We start from the raw sequence: 24157 nt of genomic DNA on the forward strand, positions 1-24157 counted from the left end.
GTCAATAGACCTCCCATATTTTTGCTTAAGACCTTAAATGGATAGTTCTTTGGATAGACGATACATATCTAAATCAACACGATGCGGCATTGCCAGTGCTTCAATGATATCATAGTCAACAAGACGGTTCTTTTCAATGCCCACAGCACGTCCGCCTTTTCCTTCCAACAACAATTCTACCGCATGTGCCCCTAAACGGCTAGCAAGAACCCGGTCAAAAGCAGTAGGGGAACCGCCGCGCTGAATATGGCCGAGAACAGAAACCCGGGTTTCGAAATTTGTGGCACTTTCTAATTTCTCAGCAAATTCAGGCCCGCTCATGACACCTTCAGCCACTACGATGATACTGTGCTTCTTACCGCGTTCGTGGCCTTTCTTCAAGCGGTTGGCCACTTCATCCATATCAAAATTATCTTCAGGGATGACGATTGTCTCTGCACCGCCAGCTAAACCTGCCCATAAAGCTATATCTCCGGCATGTCTTCCCATCACTTCAATAATGAATGTTCTTTCATGTGAAGTTGCTGTATCACGGATTTTATCAATTGCATCAATGACGGTGTTCAGAGCAGTGTCAAAACCAATCGTAAATTCGGTTCCTGGAATATCATTATCAATGGTACCCGGTACACCTACACATGGGAAGCCCTGTTCTGTAAGAGCCTTGGCCCCGCGGTATGAACCATCTCCACCGATGACCACCAATCCGTCGATTCCATGTTTCTTCAGCTGCTCGATCCCTTTTTGCTGCCCTTCCTTTGTCTTAAATTCAAGGCATCTTGCAGAATAAAGAGTCGTTCCGCCACGATGAATGATATCGCCGACTGATCCCAGTTCGAGCTTTTTGATATTTCCATTGATGAGGCCGCTGTACCCTTGATAGATGCCATAAACTTCAATGTCATGATAAATTGCCTTCCTGACCACAGCACGCACTGCAGCATTCATGCCTGGTGCATCTCCGCCACTGGTTAAAACTCCTATACGCTTCATTTGTGTTCACCTCTATATTTTAATTGCCTATGTAAGACGAAAATCCTAATTCAATACTCCTTGGTATTTGTTAACAATTTCACAAAATATTAATAATGTATGAAGAATGATTCTTACTTATATATTATGGTCCAAGTAATCAGGGAATATTTCTAAAATAACATGAAGGTGAAATCATCTCAATAAATTAGTCGCTGGCTATTGAATAGACGAAATTATCATTTAACTGGAAACGCTTCATTTTACACTTTTTGGAATAACTAAAAGAACGTGCCAAAAATTATGCACGTTCTTTTTATGAAAAATATTATTTGACGGTATCCACTAATTCTTTAAGATCAGAATACTCTCCGATATTTTTGAATTTTACATACCGGTTATCGATCAATTCTTCACCAGACATTGCCTTCAGTGTTTTTAAGGAACGATATAGGACTCCATCAATGAATTCAGCCTGCTTCGCGATATCACGGTGGGCTCCGCCTTTCACTTCAGGAATGATTTCATCAATGATTCCGAGCTCCTTCAAGTCAGGCGCAGTGATTTTCATGGATTCAGCTGCTTTTTTTGCCAAACCTGAATCCTTCCATAACAATGCAGCAGCACCTTCTGGGGAGATAACGGAATAAGTCGAGTTTTCAAGCATGTGGATATGATTGCCGATACCTAATGCAAGGGCTCCCCCGCTTCCGCCTTCGCCTATGACGATGCAGACGATTGGTACAGTCATCCCTGCCATTTCAAATAAGTTCTTTGCAATGGCTTCGCTTTGGCCACGCTCTTCCGCTGCTTTTCCCGGATATGCTCCTTTTGTATCAATAAAACAGATGATAGGGCGGTTAAATTTCTCTGCCTGCTTCATATGGCGGAGCGCCTTGCGATATCCTTCCGGGTGCGGCATGCCAAAATTCCTGCGCAAATTCTCTTTTGTGTCTTTTCCTCTTTGATGGCCGATGACCGTTACCGGCAGACCTTTATACTTGGCAATTCCGGAAACGATGGCTTCATCATCCCCGAAAGCACGATCCCCATGCATTTCCATAAAATCTGTGAACAGGTGGGAGATGTAGTCAAGGGTAGTGGGACGATTAGGATGCCTTGCCACTTGGACACGGTCCCAAGGCTTCATATGTTCATAAATATCCTGTTCAAGCTTAACAAGCCGCCCTTCAAGCTTTTCAATCTCAGAAGAAAGATCGACATCGGATTGTTTCGTGAATTCTTTTAGTTCCGCTATTTTCTTACGCAGCTCAACTACTGGGCGTTCAAATTCCAGTTCATTTACCATTCTAAGTCACCGCCTGGCTGATGGATTTCCAAAATGGATGCTAACGTATCTTTCATTTCAAGCCGCGGAATGACAGCATCCAACTGGCCATGTTTTAATAGGAATTCCGCAGTCTGGAAGTCTTCAGGAAGATCTTCCCTGATGGTCTGTTCGATGATCCTTCTTCCTGCAAATCCGATCAATGCGCCTGGTTCAGCGAAATTGTAGTCCCCGAGTGAAGCAAAGCTTGCTGAAACTCCCCCGGTTGTAGGATTTGTCATGACGGAAATGATCAATCCCCCATTGTCGCTGAATCTTTTTAGCGCGGCACTTGTCTTTGCCATCTGCATCAAGGACAGGACCCCTTCTTGCATCCTTGCTCCACCTGATGCAGTAAATATGATAAAAGGCACTTGAAGCTTGTCTGCTTCTTCAATGGCTCTGGTTATTTTTTCACCTACCACAGAACCCATGCTTCCCATACGGAAAAAGGAGTCCATCACCGCAATGACCATTTTATTGCCTTTAATACTTCCTGTTCCGGTAAGTACAGCTTCATTCAAGCCGGTTTTCTTCCGATCTTTTTCCACTTTCTCCAAGTAATCTGGGAATCCCAGGGGATTCTCAGATACGAGAGTGGCATCAAGTTCACGGAACGTTCCTTCATCAAGCAAACTATCGATTCTTTCAAATGCATTCATTTTATGATGATGATCACAATGCAGACAAACCATTAGATTTTTTTGGAGTTCCTTTGTATACATGATTTTCTTGCATTTTGGGCATTTGGTCATGATTCCTTCTGGAACATCTTGTTTTGCTGCTTCAGAGGGAATCGTCGCATATTTCTTCTTCTTCGATTTCACAAATAAATCTTTCAGCAAGACATTTTCCTCCTTGTCAAAGGATAACAATCGCTTCTTCAACTGCTTGTCTTTTAATGTAACTTATGAAAAGAAAAAAAGTTGTCGCAAATTGTTATGGCAGCTTCGACAGTTTTTGCATTTCTTCATAAATCTGAATAGCCTTTGACTGGTCACCTGCATCCAATGCTTCCACAAGCTTATTCGGGAGTTCGCAATCCCCAAGCGGCCTGGAGCTGGTTAGATTGTAATGATATTGATTCAAAATGACCCATATCTTAGTCAACAGCCTGTTTTTAGAAAGATAAATAATGGCTTTTAAAAATTCTTCTTCTGTTTGAAAATAATCGTTTTCCAACATCTCAGCCACCGTGGCCAGACCACTTGCATGCAAAAGTCGGTTTTCTGCAACCAGCCTTAGGCAGTCTTTCTCCAATAACTGCTTTGTATGCAGTACATCACATCTGACATCATTGTCCTGAAGAATGAATGTACTTAGTAATTCTACCAGTTGATGGTCCCTGAAGTCCCTTAAAAAGGTTCCTTCCCCTCTTCTTGTTTCGATGAGGCCGAGCAGCTCCAATGCACGAAGGGCTTCGCGAACCGAAGAACGGCCGACATTCAGCCGTTCAGACAATTCACGTTCAGACGGGATTTTGTCCCCTGTCTTCAATCCATCGTATTCAATCATATCCCTTAATTGGTGGACAATATCCAAATAAACCTTTTTACCCGAAGGAGTAGGTTTCACTCATCAATCACTCGCCTTTACCAATGACCGCTAGATGTTCAGTTTTTTTGCGAATCTCTTCAGGATCGACTTTCATTCTGGCAACGCCAGTTTCCATCGCTGCTTTAGCGACGGCAGATGCAACTGCAGGTGCCACCCTTGGATCAAACGGAGCAGGAATGACATAGTCTTCATTCAGTTCATCTTCACCAATCAAATTTGCGATGGCCTCCACTGCGGCCTGTTTCATTTTTTCATTGATATGAGTCGCTCTTACATCCAGCGCTCCCCTGAAGATGCCAGGGAAAGCAAGGACATTATTAACCTGATTCGGGAAATCGGATCGTCCTGTTCCAATTACTTTCGCACCAGCCTTTTTAGCATCTTCCGGCATGATTTCAGGAACAGGATTAGCCATGGCAAAGATAATGGAATCAGGTTTCATGGATTCTACCATTTCAACAGTAAGCGCGCCAGCTACAGATACCCCGATGAAGACGTCGGCATCTTTAATGACCTCTCCAAGGCTTCCCTGCAGCTTGTCCCTATTTGTAAACTTCGCTACCGCAGCCTTGATGTCATTCATTCCTTCAGGACGCCCTTCATAAATGGCACCTTTTGTATCGCACATGATGATGTCTCTGACGCCATAAGTATAAAGCAGCTTGATGATGGCAATTCCTGCTGCGCCTGCTCCGTTTGCGACGACTTTGATTTCAGACATTTTTTTGCCTACGAGCTTCAACGCATTCACCAGGCCTGCAGCCGTTACGATGGCAGTACCATGCTGATCATCATGGAAGATAGGGATATTCGTTTCTTTCTTTAAACGTTCTTCGATTTCAAAACAATTCGGAGCGGCAATATCTTCGAGGTTCACTCCACCGAATGTAGGCTCCAAAAGTTTGACTGTTTCAACGATCTTGTCAATATCTGTTGTGTTTAAACAAATAGGGAATGCGTCTACTCCAGCGAAGCTTTTAAATAATACAGCTTTGCCTTCCATTACCGGCAGAGCAGCTTCAGGTCCGATATTCCCAAGTCCCAGGACGGCTGTACCATCGGAAACCACCGCAACCATATTCCCTTTCATCGTATATTCATATACAGTTTCTGGCTTATCATAGATGACCTTGCAAGGTTCAGCAACACCAGGAGAATAGGCCAAACTTAGGTCCCTTGCGTTTTTAACTTCTACCTTTGATTTTGATTCCAGCTTACCTCGGTTCACACGGTGCATATGCAATGCTTCTTCACGTAATGACACCTTTATTCACTCCTTCATTCCTGAATCCTCTTACAAATCTATATGAAAATTCTCGTTTTAAGTGGTCAGACCACATTATCTATTAAACAATATAACATATCCTATTTGGATGTAAAGGATTTATTGACTTAGAAAAATATGTTCCTCGCCCAGGAGTTTTTTCAGTTCGGACAGACATTCCGCAGTGGGATTGACCCAATCTTTCCGTGACAATTGAAGGACTTTTTCTTGATTTTCGTATACCAGGATGACACAGGCATCCCCCTTGAACCTCTGAAGGATGGAATGGATCTGGTTGAGGCCTTCAGAACTTTGGTTTTCCACAGGAACTTTGATATATAGTTTTTTCCCTGTTGATTTCCGATCCTTAACGGCATCTTCGATGGTCATCATTTTTTGGATGATGAGCTGTCTTTTGCCATTCCTCTCCTCTATATTCCCCTGAAGGATCACAATGTTTCCCTCTTTGCATAATGCGCTTATTTTATTGTAGGTATTAGGGAAAGCGACACATTCAATGTCGCTCCATTGATCGCTTACATTGAGGAAAGCCATCACATCTCCCTTTTTTGTACGGATAGTCTTGACGGAGGTGATGTATGCGCCAGCTGACTTCCCTTTCTTTTCATTTCCAAGCTCATTTAATGGTACACATCCAGCTTTATCAAATTCAGCCTGATAGGGGCTCACAGGGTGATCGGATAAATATAATCCAAGCGCCTGCTTTTCGAAGCTCAGTTTTTCCAGAAGCGGCATGGGATCAACTTCTGTATATTTCGGTTTGATTTGAAAAGCAGCTTCATCTTCAAAAAGGTCATATCCTTGATCTTCCGGACTGACAAGTTCTGCATGGTCAAGAGCGGCATCAATACTCGCAAGCAGTGTCGCCCTGTCTTGCCCGAATTCATCAAAGCAGCCGGCGAAAATCAGGGATTCAAGGGTTTTTCGATTGACCGCCTTTGAAGGGACCCGCACGCAAAAATCAAATAAATCAAGGAATGGCCGTTTCTTTCTTGCCTCTACTATGCCCCTCAGCGCAGCAGCTCCAATCCCTTTGATGGCACCTATGCTAAATCGGAGCCCTTCTCTTTCAACCATAAAGGGAAATTGGCTGTTATTAATAGAAGGAGGCAGGATTTTAATGCCCATCTGTTGTGATTCTTTTATATATTGAGCCACTTTATCCTCATTGCCAATGACACTCGTCAGAAGCGATGCCATAAAATAAAGAGGATAGTGTGTCTTTAAATAAGCAAGCTGGCAAGCAATCATACTGTACGCAACAGCATGGCTTCGATTGAAACCATAATCAGCGAATCTTACGATCAAATCATAGATAGAATGGGCAGTTTGTTCATTGTAGCCCTTTGAAACGGCTCCTTTGACAAAATGAGCCCTCTCCTGATCGAGGACGTCTTTCTTCTTTTTGGATACGGCCCTTCTCAACAAGTCCGCTTCCCCAAGGGAGAAACCTGCCATTTTAGAAGCAATCTGCATAATTTGCTCCTGATAGACGATGACTCCATAAGTCACCTTTAAAAATTCCTCCAAATCCTGATGTGGATATTCAATCGGCTTCAAGCCGTGTTTTCTTTCAATATATAATGGGATATTTTCCATCGGGCCGGGACGATATAAGGCATTCACCGCAACAATATCTTCAAACCTTGTCGGCTTCAGCCTCATCAAGACCTTTCTCATCCCATCGGATTCAAGCTGAAAGATTCCTGTCGTTTCTCCGCGGCTTAATAGTTTATATGTGGCTTCATCATCATAGGGAATACGGTCCAGATCGATTTTTTTATCTATGCCGATTTTTATGGAAGTGATGATTCTCTCCAGCAGAGACAAATTGCGGAGGCCAAGGAAATCCATTTTAAGCAGACCGATTTCTTCCAATACATCCATGGGATATTGAGTCAGCGTAAGTCCATTTTGACCTTGTTGAATGGGTATCTCGTCCACCAGCTGCGAATCGCTGATGACCACACCTGCAGCATGAGTGGAAGCATGGCGTGGAAGCCCCTCCATTTTTAGTGCTGTAGAGAATAACTTCTGATAATAGTCTGATTGAGTAATGAAATCCTTTAAAGCTGGCGACTCCTCATAGACATCTTTCAATTTCAAGCCAGGTTTGGACGGAACCAGGCGGGAAAGCTGTTCGAGTTCCTTGGAGCTGCAGCCGAAAACACGGGCAGCGTCCCTTAATGCCGCCTTTGCCGCAAGTGTACCGAACGTAATGATCTGGGCGACGTGCATCGCTCCATACTTGCCGGCTACATATTGAAGGATTTCATCCCTTCTGTGGTCAGGAAAGTCGATATCGATATCCGGCATGGAGATCCTTTCGGGGTTTAAGAATCGTTCGAATAATAGATCGTTTGCTATCGGGTCAACGTCCGTTATCTTCAGGACATATGCTACAAGGGATCCTGCTGCAGACCCCCTTCCAGGTCCAGTCAGGATACCTTTCTCCCTTGCATATTTCATGAAGTCCCAAACTATGAGGAAATAATCGCTGAATCCCATTTTTCTGATGACATCCAACTCGTATGTCAATCGATCCTTATATTCTGCACCGGCATCCTTCACTCTGTCTTCCAGCCCTGAAAAGCATAAGTCTTCTAGATAGCGATGCGGCTGTTGACCTGTCGGGAGCGGGTATTTCGGCAGCAGCCGCTTGTGAAACTCCAAATCCACATTGCAGGCTTCTGCAATCTTGATTGTGTTCTCCAGGGCATCGACATCCTCAGCGAATAACTCTGCCATTTCCTGCTTCGTCTTCAAGTAGAAGGAGCTGCTTCCAAGCTTCGGCCTCTCATCATCAGAAAGCTTCCATCCATCCCTTATTGCCCACAGGCATTCAAGGGTAAATGAATCATCCTTATGGAGATATTGAACATCATTGGCAGCAGCAAGAGGGACATGCCATTTTTGGGAAAGCTCCCTTAACTGAGTCAAGAGACTTTCTTCGCCGGGGAGTCCATGTTTTTGAAGGGAAAGAAAAAAACATCCTTCTTCGAATGCCCCTTTCAAAATGCGAAGCGATTCTTCAGCCTCTTCCATTTCATCGTTTAATAAATGTGATTCTATTAACCCTTTCCTTCCGGGAGTCATGGCAATCAGTCCCCGGCTATATCCTTTCAGCCATTTCAAGGGAATTCCTTTTGGGGACTGGGTCTGAATGACACTGGAAATTTTCATCAGGTTTCTGTATCCTTCGGCTGTCTTTGAGAGAAGCACCAGTGGATACGCTTCATCCTGCGTCCCTATTTTAAGAACATCCGCTGTCATCCCGATGATCGGCTTGATGCCTTTTTCTTTGCATGCTTTATAAAAAGGTATTGCACCATACAAAACGTTCCGGTCTGTGATGGCAAGCGCCTTATGGTTATCCGCCAGCGCGGCGTCTATCATTTGCTCGATCGAAATCGTACTTGATAACAAACTATAGGAAGTGGTTATCTGCAAGTGAATGAACGACATGTCGGTTCACTCCTTTATCCAAACTTTTAAGATATATCTAGTATAGCAAAAAAAGAAAATATGTTCGTACTTAAAACAAGGAAAAATAGAGGGCAGCGTTCATATAATCATAAGGTACACGTTTGTCCCATATATATTTAATGAAGACTTTTATAGGACCGGGGATGATTCTGCCATGAACGAAGCTTTTTTTCCTGCTTTTTTTGAGAGTTTTTTTATTTCTTTTGGTGTTATGATCGGCGGAGCCCTCATTGGAGGCATTTCAGCTTTTATAACAGGCGAACCGATCCTTACTAAGATCGCTGAAATATCTGTGAACATAAGGATATGGGCGATCATTGCGGCCATCGGGGGCACATTTGACACTGTCTACAGTTTTGAAAAAGGATTCCTGCAAGGCGATACGAAAGATCTTTTTAAACAATTGCTGCTGATATTATCGGCAATGGGCGGAGCGCAGTGCGCTGCTGAAATTATCCGCTGGTTTACCCAGGAGCAAATATCATGAGAATTCCCCCTCTATACCGCCGTCCAGAATGGCAGCGCCTCCTCGCTGGCATCGCTGTTGGTGGATGCATCAGCTGGGTCGTTTTTTTGTTCATGTTCGGTACGATGCAGGACAGGCAGGCAAAAATACTGGAAGATCAACGAGATATCATAAAGGAATTGGAAAATGAGAAATTGATTTGGCAGGAAGAGTTCGCCGCATTAAATAAGAAGAATCAGGAGCTGCTGACTGTGCAGGGGATCGAAATCAGGATCACCAATGCATCAAGGTATCATATCAACTCTCAGGCACTGAATGAAAAGACGGATGAATTGAGGGAAGACCTGCGTCCTCTTTTAGCAAAAGATTTGAATGCGGTCTATAAAAATAAGGAACTCGTCAAAAAGACCATCGAGAATAAAACAGTCAAAATCAACGAAAAACGATACACATTTACAATTAAAGAAATATTCTTCTATACAACGATACAGATTACTGCGGAAATAAAGCTGGCAGATTAAAAATTAATCGGCCAGCCTAGAATGAACCTTTTTAAAGGGAATCTATTAATTGTTCAAACACAGCTCTTCCAGTTCCCTGGTCACTTGTTCGACTTCTTCCCAGGAATGGACAGATGCGCCTGCAGCAAGCGGATGGCCACCGCCTTTATATTTCTTTGCAAGCTGGTTGATCACTGGGCCTTTCGAACGCAGCCTCACTCTGATCTGATCATCTTCTTCAATAAAGAAGCACCAAGCTTTTATCCCTTTAATGCTGCCAAGTGTACTGACCAGCTGGGAAGCTTCTGAAGGTGACACCTGGAATTCCTTCAATTGATCTTTTTTCAAGATCAGCACTCCTGCCCCGCTCGGCCTTAATTTAAAATTTTGAAGGACATATCCCTGAAGTTTTAATACTTGAGGATCTGTTTCATACATTTGATTGAACAGCTCGGTCCGGTCAAAATCATAACGGATAAGTTCACCGGCATAATCAAACGTCCTCTGGGTGGTGCTTGGATATAAAAACCTTCCCGTATCCCCCACAATCCCCGCAAAAAGAAGGCGGGCAGCACGATCATTCATCACTAGCCCATCTTCTTTGCCTGAAAGATAGAAGTCATAGATCATCTCGCTGACAGAACTGGCGCAAGTATCCACCCATAACAAATCTCCGTAGGGATCTTCATTTGGATGGTGGTCGATCTTGATTAGTGTTTCTCCTTTAGTATAGCGCTGGTCACAGACCCTTTCCTGATTGGCGGTATCACAGACAATCACCAAGGCACCTTCATATTGTTCATCCGTGACCGTATCAAGTCTATTTAAGAAATGAAGAGAAGGTTCTTCCTGTCCGACTGCGAAAATTTGTTTTTCCGGGAAGGAAGCTTTGAGCATTTCAGCAAGCCCCCCCTGAGAACCATATGCATCGGGATCGGGCCTTACATGTCTGTGTATGATGATGGTTGAATATTGCTTGATCACATCCAAAATTTTATCCTTCATTATTTTCACCTTCTAATAAGTTATGGAATAGTATGGATTTTTCAGACTCCAATCGTTACAATATAGGATAGATATTGTCGAATGCTGGAGGAAAAATCATGCCATTTTTAGTAGTCATCATCGTATTGTCACTTTCATTTTATATATACTACAAGGTGAAATACGTTCGGAGCAGCCTGCCAATGGAGCGAAAATCCCTCTCAGGGAAATCAAGCATTGCATTGGGGCTTTTTGTCGGCCTGTTCGGGGTCAACCAGCTGTTCCTGTATCATTCTACAACCACTTATATCGTCGCAGCCCTGTTTATAATCGTTGGGGCACTCAGTATATGGGCTGGATTCAAAGCCTATCGTTTCTATCTTCCATACGCTATCAAAGAAATGGAAGAAGTAGAGAAGCAGGGTTAATCTACCTTTCATCGATTGAACCGATTCCTAAAGAATCGGTTCTTTTTATTATTCTCTGTCCAACCTCGGCGCCTCTGGACAGTCGGCTCCGCTTTTCCTGATCCAGCTCCGCCGGCTAGAGGCTGGGAGGTTTCCCTCAGCGCGCTTACGATAAGTCATCATCGAATCGCTGGCGCTCTTCGTGATTCCTTTATCTCGCAGCACTTCAGTCCAACCTCGGCGCCTCTGGACAGCCGGCTCCGCTTTTCTATCTATCAATCAGCTGGCACATCATCAGTGCTTTTCCAACGAGCACACCTTCATGGAAGACTTCGACATCGACCTTTCCGAATTTCCTGCCGACCTCCAATACTTTTGGCCTGATTTCAATCAGGCTTTCCATTTGTACTGGTTTGATAAAATAGATCGTCATATTTTCAACGACCAAATCGCCTTTTTTAAAATTTTTCAAGGACCTGTTTGCAGCTTCCGTCACAATAGTTGTAAACACCCCATATGAAATGGTGCCAAGCTGATTGGTCATCTGCGGGCTTACCTCAAAAGTGAAGGTATCATTCAACGTTTCTGAAACCGTCATCCGGTCTGTCATGATATCGTCGATTGTCTCCCCGACTTGAGGCTGCCTCTGAATCATTTGCAGGGCTTTCAAGACATCCTGCCGGCTGATGATTCCCTGAAGGCGGTTTTGTTCATTGACCGCTGGAAGGACCTCGATCCCTTCCCAGATCATCATGTGTGCTGCTGATGCAACACTCGTTTTGGCACCAACCGTAATGGGGTTCTTCGTCATTAATTTTTCGATGCCCGCATTCATTTCCTGTCCAATGATGTCTTTGGAAGTAATCATTCCCTGGATTTTCATGCTTTGATCTACAACAGGAAATCGGCTATGTCCCGTTTCCCTGTTTTTTTGATGCCATATCTCAACTGAATCGCCTGTTTTCAAATAAATTGTCTGTTCAAGCGGGGTCAATATATCTTCAACAAAAACGATATCTTTCTTGATCAGCTGGTCATAAATGGCCCGATTGATCATGGTCGCAACCGTAAACGTGTCGTAGCTAGTTGAAATAATCGGCAGCTCCAGTTCATCCGCAAGCTTTTTGACGTGGTCATCCGTATCGAAGCCACCAGTGATCAATACAGCTGCGCCAGCACGAAGAGCCTGTTCATGCGCCTTGATCCTGTTCCCTACAATCAGCAGGTTGCCCGCCCCGGTGTATCTCATCATTGCTTCGAGCTGCATGGCGCCGATGACGAACTTCGTCAACGTTTTATGAAGTCCATCCCTTCCACCTAAAACTTGTCCATCAATGATATTTACCACTTCGGCAAAAGTCAGCTTCTCAATGTTTTCTTTCTTTTTCCGTTCAATCCTAATGGTGCCCACACGCTCGATTGTACTGACATATCCTTTATTCTCAGCGTCCTTTATGGCCCTGTAAGCAGTTCCTTCGCTGACGTTCATGGCTCTCGCAATCTGCCTGACGGAAATTTTTTCACCGACAGGAAGCTCATCTATGTAATTCAAAATCTGTTCATGCTTTGTAGCCAAGCTTTTCACCCTTTTCTATCTGGACCTCTCTATTATCATTATTATAAGTTGAAAAGCTTGGATATTCAATTTCTGCACCATTAATGAGCGCGCATTTTACGCTTATCCTCTTTAATTGTTTTTGCATCCGCCCATGATTTATTCTTTTTAGGAGAATATAATAGGCCAGACAGATTTCCCAAAATGACAAAAAGGGCAAACACCGACCATGCCACTGTAAAAATCCCTTCCATCCCCCCGCTGTGGAAATCAAGATTCGGCAGTCCATAATACAATAGCAGCCCACTCAACAGCAGACATAAAAGATACCTTTGTTTCATTTCCCTTCCCCCTTTTCAAAGCTTGTTCTATTCTATGCAGGGGGTGAGGAAGAAATACAAAAGAAGACACTGCTGATTTGTGTTCCAGTATGGAAAAAGGCATCACCCTCTTCTTCTGAAGGTTGATGCCTCTTTCTTAAGCAGACTGTTATAGTTCGATAGAATCCCCAGGCTTCATCACTTTGCCGTTTTGATCTTTAAGCATTTCCACAAAACTATTCGGATCCTGTTTGATTGGAGGGAATGTATCATAATGGATCGGGACTACCATTTTGGCTTGCAAAAGTTCTGCCGCATAGGCAGCATCTTCCGGCCCCATTGTGAAGTTATCCCCAATCGGAAGGAATGCAACATCAATGGGATGACGGTCACCGATCAGCTTCATATCCGAGAATAAGCCTGTATCTCCTGCGTGGTAGATCGTCTTGCCTTCAGCTGTGAATAACACTCCTGCAGGCATGCCCATGTAGATGATCTCATTATTTTCAGTAACATAGCCAGAGCCATGGAAGGCTTGAGTCAATTTGACTTTCCCAAAATCAAATTGAAAAGAGCCCCCAATGTGCATAGGATGGGTATTCAAACCTTGGAACCCAAGATATACTGCAAGTTCGTTCGGTGCAATGACAAGTGCATTGCTTTTTTTGGCAAGCTCAATCGTATCACCTACATGGTCCCCGTGGCCATGTGTGAGGATGATCACATCTGGATTTTCATTTTCAACTTTAAGGTCAGTCAATTCATTGCCGTTGATGAATGGATCAAATAAGATGGTTTTACCGCCTGTTTCTACTTTTAAGACTGAATGTCCATGATATGAAACTTTCACTGTAACCACTCCTAATCATTTGATTTCATGTTTTTATAGACCATTGCCGAAAGGATTGCTTGCCTTTCCATATCAACATTTTATCTTATGGTTTTTTGAATGTCTAAAGATAGGAACACTCGGATGTTCTATTCAGATTTGTTTAACAGTTTACATCCAAAATAATTGTTGGTACTCTTTTTTATGAAGACACTCATCCTATTTTGGGAGGAATACATATGAACAATAGACTGCAGAAATTTATGGATTGGATGAAGCAGGCAGGCGTTGATGCTTCTTTCATCACTTCAAAGGAAAATGTGTTTTATTTAAGCGGTTTCAGGAGCGAACCTCATGAAAGGCTCCTTGGGGTCCTTGTTTTCCAAGATAAAGAGCCGATTCTTGTCTGCCCTGCATTGGATAAGGAGGATGCTAAAAATGCCGGATGGAATCATGAAATCATCGCCCACAGCGACACAGACCGTCCTTGGGACCTCATTGAAAACAGAGTGAATGAATTGTTTGACCAGATCAATGTTTGGGCTGTGGAGAAAGAACATATGAACGTAGAGAGATTTGAAGAGCTTCAAAGCCGCTACCCTGGAGCACAAGTGGTCTCAGCAGAAGAAAAAATGAAAGTCCTCCGTCTGATTAAAGATGAACAGGAACTGGAAATTTTAAGAAAAGCTGCTGAATTTGCGGATTATGCGGTAAAACTCGGCGTGGAAGAAATTGCAGAAGGCACTTCTGAAATGGAGATCATCGCAAAGATAGAGTATGAATTAAAGAAAAAAGGGATCTCCGAAATGTCCTTTTCTACGATGGTCCTGACCGGGAAAAATGGAGCTTCTCCACACGGAAATCCTGGCAGCACTGAAATCAAAAAAGGAGACCTTGTCTTATTTGATCTCGGGGTTGTCCTGGACGGTTACTGCTCTGATATTACGAGGACGGTCGCTTATGGAGAATTGAATGACAAGCAGCTTGAGATCTATAATACTGTTCTTAAAGCCCAACTGGCAGCTGTGGAAGCAGTGAAGCCTGGAGTCAAAGTGAGTGAACTGGACCGGATTGCACGTAAAACGATTGAAGATGCAGGCTATGGAGAGTATTTCCCACACCGTCTTGGCCATGGTCTTGGAATAAGCGTCCATGAGTATCCGGACATCAAAGAAACGAATGACCTTGTCCTTGAGGAAGGAATGGTATTCACCATCGAACCGGGCATATACGTGCCGAATGTGGCAGGAGTCAGGATTGAAGATGACATCCTCGTCACGAAAGACGGGTATGAATTATTTACAAAGTTCCCTAAAGAGTTACAGTACGTGTAATTGTGACACCAATAAAAAGCTATAAAAAAACAGGCTGGAACTTGTCCAGCCTGTTTTTTTGCCAGTATTTATCTTCCAAGCAATGATTTTGCATCAGAATAGTCTACTCCATGAGCTTCTGCAACTGCTTTGAATGTTACATATCCATCAAGAGTATTGATTCCTTTAAGCAATGCTTCATTATCAAGGCAAGCTTTTTCATAGCCTTTGTTTGCAATTTGAACTGCATAAGGAACTGTTACGTTTGTCAACGCCATTGTAGATGTACGTGGAACGGCACCAGGCATATTAGCAACAGCATAATGCACTACACCGTGCTTAGAATAAGTCGGATCATCATGTGTAGTGATGCGATCTGTTGTTTCGAAAATACCGCCTTGGTCAATCGCGATATCCACTACGACAGAACCGTCGGTCATGGATTTGATCATTTCTTCAGTAACAAGCTTAGGTGCTTTTGCTCCAGGGATCAAAACTGCACCGATGACAAGGTCTGATTCTTTAACAGCCTCTGCAATGTTGAGAGGGTTGGAAATCAAAGTAGTTACATCGCTTCCGAAGATATCATCCAATTGGCGCAGACGCTCAGGGTTCAAGTCGATGATTGTAACTTGTGCCCCAAGGCCGATTGCCATTTTCGCAGCGTTTGTACCAGCCACTCCTCCACCGATGATTGTTACACGTCCACGGTGAACACCTGGAACGCCGGATAGAAGGATGCCTTTTCCACCATGGATCTTCTCAAGGAACTGAGCACCAATTTGAGAAGCCATGCGTCCAGCCACTTCACTCATAGGAGTCAATAATGGCAGGGAGCCGTTAGGAAGCTGTACTGTTTCATAAGCGATTCCCACTACTTTGTTGTCGACAAGAGCTTTTGTCAACTCCGGTTCTGGAGCCAGGTGAAGATATGTAAATAAAATCAGGCCTTCACGGAAGTAGTTGTATTCAGATGGAAGCGGTTCCTTAACTTTCATGACCATATCCATATCCCATGCTTCCGGTGCAGAACCAACAATCTTCGCACCTGCTTGCAGATAATCTTCGTCAGTAAAGGCAGATCCCAGACCCGCTCCTGTTTCAATATAAACTTCATGGCCGTTGTTAACTAAATGAACAACTCCAGCTGGTGTCATTGCTACACGATTTTCGTTGTTTTTTATTTCTTTAGGTACACCAATACGCATACCACATACCTCCTAAATTCGAATTCTTTAGTGTGACATGTTCAAATACTTATTTAATATAACATTATAAATGAGTATTTGCGAAGCATTATTAAGCATATTTTTTGCCGGAAAAAGTATTTTGAAAACACTTACATTTTAGAAAAAATATTTGGGCTCATTATACTAGTATTTCCGCTCGTTTGCCGTTTTATAATCTGAATATTTCAATCCTGTTGTCTTTTCGCTAAAATGGTACAGTAGCCTCAATGAGAAAGAAGGAATTCAACATGCAGACTGCCAAAACAGATAAATTGGAGCGCCTCGGTCTTGAAGCAGTTCCGACAGAACTTAAAACGTCCAATTGGTTTGACTACTTTATCATTCAACTATCCTTTTCTGTAAACTCAGGAAATTTCATTGTTCCTGCCCTTGCCGTACTTGATGGAAGGCTCCCCATTTTCTGGGCGATCGCTTCCACATTTTCAGGGGCTGCACTGGCATTTCTTTTTGTGTCCCTCCTTTCATTGCCAGGAGCTAAATACGGATTGCCTGCCCAATATGCCATCCGCTCCATTTTGGGAACTAAGGTTGCCCGGTACATATCTTCACCGATCAGGTCCCTCACTTCCCTTTATTGGTTCAGTGTACAGACAATCGGCGGGACCATTGTCATCACTGAAATGGCAAAGGATTATTTTGAGATTACCCTTCCCTTTATGCCAATTGCCATCATCCTTGCTGTCGTTATGACTGTCTTGGCTCTGGTGGGATTTGATGCAGTGAAAAAAGCGACGAAGTATTTTATGCCGATTCTCATTATCGGACAGATCATCCTGCTTTATATATTCATAAAAGAGGGGGCATCTTCCACCCTCCATGAGACCGGAAGATTCTCAGCCTCCTCCTTTTTCTTTTTTTCAAGTCTTGCATTTGTTCAATATGTATCAGGTGTTAGTGCATCATCCGATGTGACCCGCTACGCCAAAAGCACAAAACATGGAGCAATTGGCCTCTTCGCTGGAAATGCTGTTGGCTTCTTCATGACGGCTTTATTGGGGGCACTTTCAGCCGGACTTACCCAAAACCTGAACCCATTCGTTTCAGGGAGTGCCCTGTCAGGTTCCATCTTTGTGACAATCATTCTTTTGATCTGCGCACTGGTCTCGATGATCTCCATCAATTTGAGTAATGCTTATACAGGGGGATTCAGTTTGCTCAATGCCGTACCTTCATTGGGACGTATCAGAAGCTCCATTGTGTTTGGTACATTCGCTATACTGTTAAGCTGTTTTCCGGGGCTGGTTGAAAATGCAAAGGTATATATCAGCTGCCTTGGTGCTTTGATCATACCGATTTCTGCTGTCATCATAGCTGATTTCTGCTTTTTTAAGAAGCTTGTGCTTACAGAGGATGATCTTATTTCGATTGCATCGGGGGCATTCCCGTATAATTTCAAGGGGCTGTGGATCATTTTATTATCAGCTGTCCTTTATCTGTTGCTGCCTGAGAAATGGTCTCCGGGATTTCTTGTGTTTGTCTTTTCGTTCCTCTTTTATTTCTCAATAAAGAGCATGGGAAAAAGCACACCCATGCGCACCACCAATCAAAATCTGCAGCAATAAGAAATGGCCGCTTAGTATGCGGCCATTTTCTTTATTCTGTTGTTTCTATTTCTTCCTGCTCAGCTGCTTCTTTGTCGAAGGTGCCTTCTGCATAGACATTCAGAATTTGGCTGCTTACTTCATTTAAGCCTTCTTCGTTGTAATTCAATTCTTCTTTCGGGTCGCGTTTACGCATCTCAATTCCTCCCATGCTTGTTTTCCTGGTTAGTATTTGAATGGAATTGATATTTATAACTGTGAAATGGATGGTAATGAAAGCCAGTGGCGCATTATTGCGGAACGCACTCTTTTTTCAAAGCTTTCTCTGCCTGCTTCAATTGTAGTTTGATCTGTTCAAATCCGGTTCCTCCGTACGAATTTCTTCGCATGACAGCTTGTTCCGGAGTTAGGATATTATAAATACTTTCTTCTATGAGCGGGCAAGATTCCTTGAATTCTTCCAGTTTTACATCACTCAAGTATTTCCCCTCTCCAATGCATTTCAGGACTAGTTTCCCAACGATTTCGTGCGCTTCCCTAAATGGAATACCCTTTGCTGCCAGATAATCAGCCAACTCGGTTGCATTGGAAAAGTCTTTCCTCACCGCAGCCGATAGCCTTTGCTCATTGACACTCATGGTTTCTATCATTCCTGTAAAAACTTTCAATGATGTCCTGATGGTCTTGACGGTATCGAACATCCCTTCCTTATCTTCCTGCATATCTTTGTTGTAAGCCAGGGGCAGGCCTTTAAGGATTGTCAGCATACCGATAAGATGGCCGTACACCCTTCCTGTTTTTCCCCTGATCAATTCTGCCATGTCTGGGTTTTTTTTCTGGGGCATGATGCTGCTTCCGGTTGCATAAGAATCATGCAATTCTATGAACTGGAATTCCTGGCTCGCCCAAAGAATCACTTCTTCTGCAAATCTGGATAAATGCATGATGAGTATAGAAGAATTGCTTAAGAATTCTACGATAAAATCCCTATCGCTCACTGCGTCCAGACTGTTCTCATATAAATCGCTGAATCCCAGTTTTTCAGCGGTCATCTGACGATCAATTGGAAATGTTGTCCCTGCCAATGCACCTGCCCCTAATGGAGACAAATCAATTCTCTTCAAGCTGTCTTGATATCGTTCCTTATCCCGCTGCAGCATCCAAAAATAAGCCATCAAATGGTGGGCGAAAGAAATAGGCTGGGCTCTCTGGAGGTGCGTATAGCCTGGTGCAATCGTTTCAATATGCCCGCTCGCTTTCCCCATCAACACTTCCTGAAAATCTCCAATTTCATTTATGATTTCTTTCACCTGTTTTTTTAGATACAGGTGCATGTCTGTCGCTACCTGATCATTCCTGCTTCTCCCGGTATGGACTTTTCCTCCAACCGGACCTATTTTCTCAATCAGCATTTTTTCTAAGTTAAGATGGATGTCTTCGCTGGATACATCGTACAAAAGTTCATTTTTCTCCGCTTTTGCTTTTAACGATTTTAGTCCACCGGTAATCAGCTCTGCATCTTCTTCTGAGATGATCCCGCACTCTTTTAACATTTCAACATGAACTATGCTTCCTTGGAGGTCCTCCATTACCAGTTCCTGATCAAATGAAATGGAAGCTCCGAACTCCTCAATCCAATCAGCTGCATAATCTTTAAATCTTCCGTTCCAGAGCTTTTTCATCATGCATTCACTTTCCCTTTTTGATGAATGGCACTATGCACAGTCGTCGGGAGACCCCATAATTCAATAAACCCAACGGAAGATCCATGATTGAAGGCATCCTCTTTTGTATAAGTAGCAAGCTTTTCATTATAGAGGGAATAAGGGGATTTGCGCCCTTCCACAATGGCATTCCCTTTGAACAGCTTAACGCGTATGGTCCCGGTCACGTATTTTTGTGTTTCATCCAAAAATCCTTTTAGAGCCGGAATTAATGGAGAAAACCATAATCCATTGTAAATAAGCTCTGTGATTTTTTGTTCGATGACCGGTTTAAAATGTGCAACTTCCTTCACTAGGGTGATATCTTCAAGTTCTTTATGTGCTTTTAAAAGGGTTGCTGCTGCAGGGCATTCGTATACTTCCCTTGATTTAATTCCTATCAATCGATTCTCGATATGATCGATTCTTCCAACACCATGTTTGCCGGCTAGAGTATTCAGTTGTGCAATCAATTTGGCCAAACTGAGAGATTCATTGTTAAGTGCTACTGGAACACCTTTTTCAAACTCGATTTCGATGATTTCCGGCTGATCAGGCGTCTTTTCTAGAGCTTGTGTCAGCTCATATGCCTCTTCAGGAGGTGCAGCCCAAGGATCTTCCAATACACCGCACTCATTGCTTCTTCCCCATAGGTTCTGGTCAATTGAGAAAGGATTGTCCAAATTAATCGGGACCGGTATGCCTCTTGATGATGCATACTCAATTTCTTCTTCACGGGACCAGCTCCATTCTCGAACAGGTGCAAGGACATTCAGGTCCGGATTCAATGCCTTGATCGATACTTCAAATCGCACTTGATCGTTTCCTTTACCGGTGCAGCCGTGGGCAACAGCAGATGCGCCTTCCTTTTCTGCAACCTCGACAAGCTTCTTAGCGATCAATGGTCTTGATAGGGCAGAAATCAATGGATACTTCCCTTCGTATAATGCATGGGATTGCAGGGCTGTCAGTGCAAACTCTTCTGCGAATTCGTCTTTTGCATCGATCATATAGCTCTTCTCGGCACCGATTTTCAATGCTTTGTCTTTGATGAATTCCAGGTCTTTGCCTTCGCCTACATCCAGGCAGCATGCTATGACAGAATATCCTTGCTCCTTAAGCCATTTGATGGCAACAGAAGTATCCAATCCGCCAGAATAGGCCAATACAACTTTTTCACTCATATATACCAGCTCCTACAATAAGTATAATTATACATTCCTTTGATTAAATATTACTTTTAATACCTGATATACTAACACCATTTTTCTAATCATTCAATACTTATTCATGGATTTGTATAATTAATCCCTTTGAGGCTCATTTGCTGCACCCTGAGCATGGTTATGCTGTAAAATAGAAGGAGGAAGGTGGGAATGGAAATGGACTACCTAGTATTTGATAAGCGTCTTGGAATTTCTGTTCCTGGCGAATATGTGGATTTTGATTCAATAAGCGAGAAGGAATTGGAAGATTTTTGGCTGAAGTGGGAAAAAATCAGGGGGACAATCCCAGATCGCATCCAAGAGCTTGACCGGATGATGGAGAAGCTCCAAACGGAATTATCTTTTGAAGAAGACTTCGAAGAATCTTGTAGGCTAAATGCCCAAATTGCAGAATTGGCATCCATCGTAAATGATTTATGGCTGCTATATAGAGTTTCACCATAAACAAAAAAGCAGCACAGGCTGCTTTTTTTATTTGCTGTCTTTATTCAATTCAAATACGATATGAGACAGTTCTGGAAGGATAAGCTTTTCCATCGCAAGCCGGACTGCTCCTGTTGAACCTGGTGTGATGAATACCGCTTTCCCATCCTTCGTCCCCCCTGTAGCACGGGAGAGCATTGCAGCTGGCCCAATATCCTCCTGGTAGCTGAGCATCCGGAAGAGTTCACCGAAACCTGTTATTTCCTTCTCAAAAAAAGAAGAAATGGTTTCAATCGTTACATCCCTTCTGGCCAGTCCTGTCCCTCCATTAATGAGGACTGCCTGGACATCCTCTTCCTCTATTTTTGATAAAAATGCGCCGCGTATTTCATTTTCTTCATCTTTCACGATATTTCTCGAAAACACTTCATGTCCATTCTCCGATAATAGCGCCTCCATCAGCGCACCGCTTTTATCTGTCTCAAGAGTCCTAGTGTCGCTTACTGTGATGATGGAAACCCGTACGGAAGAAGGTGCATTTTCTTTATGAGAATTTACACTCATAATATTCTTCCTTCTTTATCCGTCAAATAGCGGAACTGATAGTATTTTTCAGAAAAGGTTGTTACTTTCCTCATAACTTGATAATTGACAGATGCCCCAATGGCCATGGAAATGAAAGGAAGACCTGAAATCAAACGCTTTCTGAACAACTGTATGAACATTGCTTTTATCACTTGCTTTAATGGTTCATCCAGCCATGTATTATTGGTTAGCTGCTCATTACCGCTGTAGAAATAATCATAGGATTCCTTCGCCTGATCCTTCAATTCTTCCCATCCGTGGCTTTTCATCCTCGCAGGGAGCGTGGCTACATGGAAAACCTTTAAAGAGGACATCATTTCAAACGGCGTCTGCACATCATATCCATAGGACATTCCTGTCAGCTGCACTGCCCGTAAATTCATGACGGCCAAAGCAAGAAAATCCGTTCCGATTGCGATGGGACCTCCCGTTCCGGCAATTCCACCTTGTATTAAAGAATAGACCCTGTGCCTTGCTGCATGCTGCTCAGCTATGTAATGGAGCTTATCTATGTTCAGCTTTTTCAAATCCGAGATGGTTTGTATATCGTCATCAAATATGCGTGCAGTCCCCAGGATTCTCTCCCTCGCATCGTTTTGAATCTGTGAGCCCTGCAGCAGGGAATGAAGATGAAAGAGCCAGGAGTCCAGCTTTTCAAAAAATTGCTCCTGAAGATTCTCCGGCAGCATTGAAAAACCTTGATCTATCCATTTTACATAGGTCTTCTCTAAGTCATTCGGTTCATATTTATAAAGAGTTTCCTCAAATGCCAGTATTTCTTCCCAATATCTTTTATCAGTCTTTGTCCAAGCCATATACTTCCCACCTTACTGAGGTTGAATTGTAAGAAAAGTATAACATATTGAATGCTTCCATTTGCAATAAGATGGATAGTAGAAAAAGATTGAGAGGGCATCAACTCGCTTTCCGCGGACGAACCTGCGAGCCTCCTCGCTTCGCTGTGGGGTCTCGCCCGCCCGTTTTTCCGCCGGAGTCTCGCAGATTCCCTCTCAATCACTAAAATTTCTGTTCTCAATGATTTTTTTATTTCATCCATAATAAAAGCTGACCCATAGGATTGTTTTTCAACAACCTTTGGAGTCAGCCTTTTTATATCATTATTTTGCTAATCTTAAAATGTCACGCGCAATCATGACTTCTTCGTTTGTCGGGATGACCATTACTTTTACCGGGGAGTGAGGGTAGTTGATGAACGCCTCTTGTCCGCGTGTTTTGTTCAAAGCTGGATCCCAATAGACACCCATGAATTCCAATCCGCGAAGGACTTTCTCACGGATGCTTTGGCTGTTTTCACCGATTCCGGCTGTGAAGATGATTGCATCGATTCCGTTCATGCGTGATGCATAAGATCCGATATATTTGTGGATGCGGTTCGCAAATACTTCCAGTGCAAGTTCCGCACGTTCGTTTCCTTTTTCAGCTTCCTGCTCGATATCGCGCAGGTCGCTTGAGAAACCGGACACACCAAGCATACCTGATTTTTTATTCAGGACATCAAGAACCTCTTCTGCCGTAAGTTCTGTTTTCTCCATGATATATGGAATCAAGGCAGGATCGATGTTGCCTGAACGAGTACCCATTGTTACACCTGCAAGCGGTGTGAAGCCCATTGATGTATCGATGGATTTCCCGCCTTCGATTGCTGCGATGCTGGCGCCGTTTCCTAAGTGGCAGGAAATAAGGCGAAGATGTTCTTCCGGACGTCCGAGCATTTCTGCAGCACGCTGAGAAACATATTTATGGGATGTTCCATGGAAACCATATTTGCGGATTCCAAACTTTTCATAGTATTCGTAAGGCAAGCTGTATAGGAAAGAGCTTTCTGGCATCGTTTGATGGAACGCAGTATCGAATACCGCTACTGCCGGTACGTTAGGAAGTACGCTCTGGAATGCCTTAATCCCTGTAATATTAGCAGGGTTGTGCAACGGAGCGAGGTCAGATAGATTGCTTATTTGGTCCATGACTTCATCTGTGATGAGGACGGAATCATTGAAGACTTCTCCTCCATGAACGACACGATGTCCGATTCCTTCGATTTCATCAAGGGAATTGATGATGCCAAGATCAGTGAGCTTGCTCAATAGCATTTTTACTGCCACATCATGATCAGGGATATCCGTGATTTCTGTTACTTTTTCACCATTCACTGTAATATTGAATACAGAATCTTTTAATCCGATTCTTTCGATTAATCCTTTTGTGATAACTGTTTCTTCAGGCATCTCAAATAACTGAAACTTCAGAGAAGAGCTTCCAGCGTTGATTGCAATCATTTTTGCCATTTGTTATTCGCTCCTTCTACGTATAAAAGTGTTTATATAAATTCTTTGTCAATGAAATGAATACATGTTAGTTTGTTCATTTACGGATGAATATATCTTACAATTCCTCATTAAAACACTGT

At 43.2% G+C, this 24157-nt stretch carries 23 protein-coding genes; 6 read left to right on the forward strand and 17 right to left on the reverse strand.

Annotation, left to right across the window (positions count from 1 at the left end):
* Positions 1-33 precede the first annotated feature (33 nt).
* The 6 genes from pfkA to dnaE all read right to left on the reverse strand — a co-directional run bounded on the left by pfkA (position 34) and on the right by dnaE (position 8606).
* Complete coding sequence (gene pfkA / locus ABTV07_RS15335; RefSeq protein WP_433743621.1) at positions 34-993, reverse strand: 6-phosphofructokinase; 960 nt, start codon at positions 991-993, stop codon at positions 34-36.
* Positions 994-1300: 307 nt separating this feature from the next.
* Positions 1301-2281: an acetyl-CoA carboxylase carboxyl transferase subunit alpha gene (gene accA, locus ABTV07_RS15340; protein WP_433743624.1), complete on the reverse strand. Its 981-nt coding sequence runs from the start codon at positions 2279-2281 to the stop codon at positions 1301-1303.
* Complete coding sequence (gene accD, locus ABTV07_RS15345; RefSeq protein ID WP_433743626.1) at positions 2275-3144, reverse strand: acetyl-CoA carboxylase, carboxyltransferase subunit beta; 870 nt, start codon at positions 3142-3144, stop codon at positions 2275-2277. The genes accA and accD overlap by 7 nt, the downstream gene beginning before the upstream one ends.
* A 94-nt stretch (positions 3145-3238) precedes the next feature.
* The gene (locus ABTV07_RS15350) at positions 3239-3874 is read right to left on the reverse strand and encodes a FadR/GntR family transcriptional regulator (protein WP_433743629.1); all 636 of its coding nucleotides are present in this window, start codon (positions 3872-3874) and stop codon (positions 3239-3241) included.
* Positions 3875-3881: 7 nt separating this feature from the next.
* Complete coding sequence (locus ABTV07_RS15355) at positions 3882-5120, reverse strand: NAD(P)-dependent malic enzyme (protein WP_433743632.1); 1239 nt, start codon at positions 5118-5120, stop codon at positions 3882-3884.
* 120 nt (positions 5121-5240) lie between these two features.
* On the reverse strand, positions 5241-8606 hold the full coding sequence (dnaE, locus tag ABTV07_RS15360; protein WP_433743634.1) for a DNA polymerase III subunit alpha: 3366 nt from the start codon (positions 8604-8606) through the stop codon (positions 5241-5243).
* Positions 8607-8781: 175 nt separating this feature from the next.
* Here dnaE and ABTV07_RS15365 point away from each other — a divergent pair, with 175 nt between their 5' ends.
* Together ABTV07_RS15365 and ytrI are read left to right on the forward strand one after the other, a co-directional pair.
* Complete coding sequence (locus ABTV07_RS15365; RefSeq protein WP_114745129.1) at positions 8782-9114, forward strand: YtrH family sporulation protein; 333 nt, start codon at positions 8782-8784, stop codon at positions 9112-9114.
* The gene (gene ytrI / locus ABTV07_RS15370) at positions 9111-9614 is read left to right on the forward strand and encodes a sporulation membrane protein YtrI (RefSeq protein WP_433743637.1); all 504 of its coding nucleotides are present in this window, start codon (positions 9111-9113) and stop codon (positions 9612-9614) included. The genes ABTV07_RS15365 and ytrI overlap by 4 nt, the downstream gene beginning before the upstream one ends.
* Before the next feature lie 45 nt (positions 9615-9659).
* On the opposite strand, the gene ABTV07_RS15375 is transcribed toward ytrI, so the two are convergent.
* Positions 9660-10598: a DHH family phosphoesterase gene (locus ABTV07_RS15375; protein WP_433743640.1), complete on the reverse strand. Its 939-nt coding sequence runs from the start codon at positions 10596-10598 to the stop codon at positions 9660-9662.
* Positions 10599-10696: 98 nt separating this feature from the next.
* On the opposite strand from ABTV07_RS15375, the gene ABTV07_RS15380 reads away from it, so the two are divergent.
* Positions 10697-11005, forward strand: coding sequence for a YtpI family protein (locus ABTV07_RS15380; RefSeq protein WP_433743642.1), 309 nt, complete (start codon positions 10697-10699; stop codon positions 11003-11005).
* 247 nt (positions 11006-11252) lie between these two features.
* Here ABTV07_RS15380 and ABTV07_RS15385 read toward each other — a convergent pair whose 3' ends face one another.
* The 3 genes from ABTV07_RS15385 to ABTV07_RS15395 all read right to left on the reverse strand — a co-directional run bounded on the left by ABTV07_RS15385 (position 11253) and on the right by ABTV07_RS15395 (position 13709).
* Positions 11253-12560, reverse strand: a complete 1308-nt coding sequence (locus ABTV07_RS15385; RefSeq protein WP_433743645.1) for a DRTGG domain-containing protein — start codon at positions 12558-12560, stop codon at positions 11253-11255.
* 80 nt (positions 12561-12640) lie between these two features.
* Positions 12641-12880: a hypothetical protein gene (locus ABTV07_RS15390; RefSeq protein ID WP_433743648.1), complete on the reverse strand. Its 240-nt coding sequence runs from the start codon at positions 12878-12880 to the stop codon at positions 12641-12643.
* A gap of 148 nt (positions 12881-13028) precedes the next feature.
* Positions 13029-13709, reverse strand: a complete 681-nt coding sequence (locus tag ABTV07_RS15395) for a metal-dependent hydrolase (RefSeq protein WP_433743650.1) — start codon at positions 13707-13709, stop codon at positions 13029-13031.
* A 218-nt stretch (positions 13710-13927) separates the two neighbouring features.
* On the opposite strand from ABTV07_RS15395, the gene ABTV07_RS15400 reads away from it, so the two are divergent.
* Positions 13928-15022, forward strand: a complete 1095-nt coding sequence (locus ABTV07_RS15400; RefSeq protein WP_433743653.1) for a M24 family metallopeptidase — start codon at positions 13928-13930, stop codon at positions 15020-15022.
* Between the two features lie 68 nt (positions 15023-15090).
* Here the strand turns inward: ABTV07_RS15400 and ald are convergent, their stop codons facing one another.
* The gene (gene ald / locus ABTV07_RS15405) at positions 15091-16209 is read right to left on the reverse strand and encodes an alanine dehydrogenase (protein ID WP_433743655.1); all 1119 of its coding nucleotides are present in this window, start codon (positions 16207-16209) and stop codon (positions 15091-15093) included.
* 269 nt (positions 16210-16478) lie between these two features.
* Between ald and ABTV07_RS15410 the strand changes: the two genes are divergently transcribed.
* Positions 16479-17813: a cytosine permease gene (locus ABTV07_RS15410; RefSeq protein WP_433743657.1), complete on the forward strand. Its 1335-nt coding sequence runs from the start codon at positions 16479-16481 to the stop codon at positions 17811-17813.
* Between the two features lie 31 nt (positions 17814-17844).
* Here ABTV07_RS15410 and ABTV07_RS15415 read toward each other — a convergent pair whose 3' ends face one another.
* The 3 genes from ABTV07_RS15415 to ABTV07_RS15425 all read right to left on the reverse strand — a co-directional run bounded on the left by ABTV07_RS15415 (position 17845) and on the right by ABTV07_RS15425 (position 20679).
* Positions 17845-17988, reverse strand: a complete 144-nt coding sequence (locus ABTV07_RS15415; protein ID WP_433743659.1) for a hypothetical protein — start codon at positions 17986-17988, stop codon at positions 17845-17847.
* Positions 17989-18082: 94 nt separating this feature from the next.
* Complete coding sequence (argH, locus tag ABTV07_RS15420; protein WP_433751290.1) at positions 18083-19474, reverse strand: argininosuccinate lyase; 1392 nt, start codon at positions 19472-19474, stop codon at positions 18083-18085.
* Complete coding sequence (locus ABTV07_RS15425) at positions 19474-20679, reverse strand: argininosuccinate synthase (protein WP_433743662.1); 1206 nt, start codon at positions 20677-20679, stop codon at positions 19474-19476. Before ABTV07_RS15425 ends, argH begins: the two co-directional genes overlap by 1 nt.
* Positions 20680-20877: 198 nt before the next feature.
* Between ABTV07_RS15425 and ABTV07_RS15430 the strand changes: the two genes are divergently transcribed.
* Positions 20878-21165 carry a hypothetical protein gene (locus tag ABTV07_RS15430; protein WP_433751293.1) on the forward strand — a complete coding sequence of 96 codons (288 nt, stop codon included), beginning with the start codon at positions 20878-20880 and terminating at the stop codon, positions 21163-21165.
* Between the two features lie 27 nt (positions 21166-21192).
* Here the strand turns inward: ABTV07_RS15430 and ABTV07_RS15435 are convergent, their stop codons facing one another.
* The 3 genes from ABTV07_RS15435 to ABTV07_RS15445 all read right to left on the reverse strand — a co-directional run bounded on the left by ABTV07_RS15435 (position 21193) and on the right by ABTV07_RS15445 (position 24035).
* Positions 21193-21708, reverse strand: coding sequence for a MogA/MoaB family molybdenum cofactor biosynthesis protein (locus ABTV07_RS15435; RefSeq protein WP_433743664.1), 516 nt, complete (start codon positions 21706-21708; stop codon positions 21193-21195).
* The gene (locus tag ABTV07_RS15440; RefSeq protein WP_433743667.1) at positions 21705-22544 is read right to left on the reverse strand and encodes an EcsC family protein; all 840 of its coding nucleotides are present in this window, start codon (positions 22542-22544) and stop codon (positions 21705-21707) included. Before ABTV07_RS15440 ends, ABTV07_RS15435 begins: the two co-directional genes overlap by 4 nt.
* A gap of 303 nt (positions 22545-22847) precedes the next feature.
* Complete coding sequence (locus ABTV07_RS15445) at positions 22848-24035, reverse strand: acetate kinase (RefSeq protein ID WP_433743670.1); 1188 nt, start codon at positions 24033-24035, stop codon at positions 22848-22850.
* Between the last annotated feature and the right edge of the window lie 122 nt (positions 24036-24157).

Origin of the sequence: Falsibacillus pallidus, from assembly GCF_050990905.1 — a bacterium.
Classification (GTDB): Bacteria; Bacillota; Bacilli; order Bacillales; family DSM-25281; genus Falsibacillus; species Falsibacillus pallidus_A.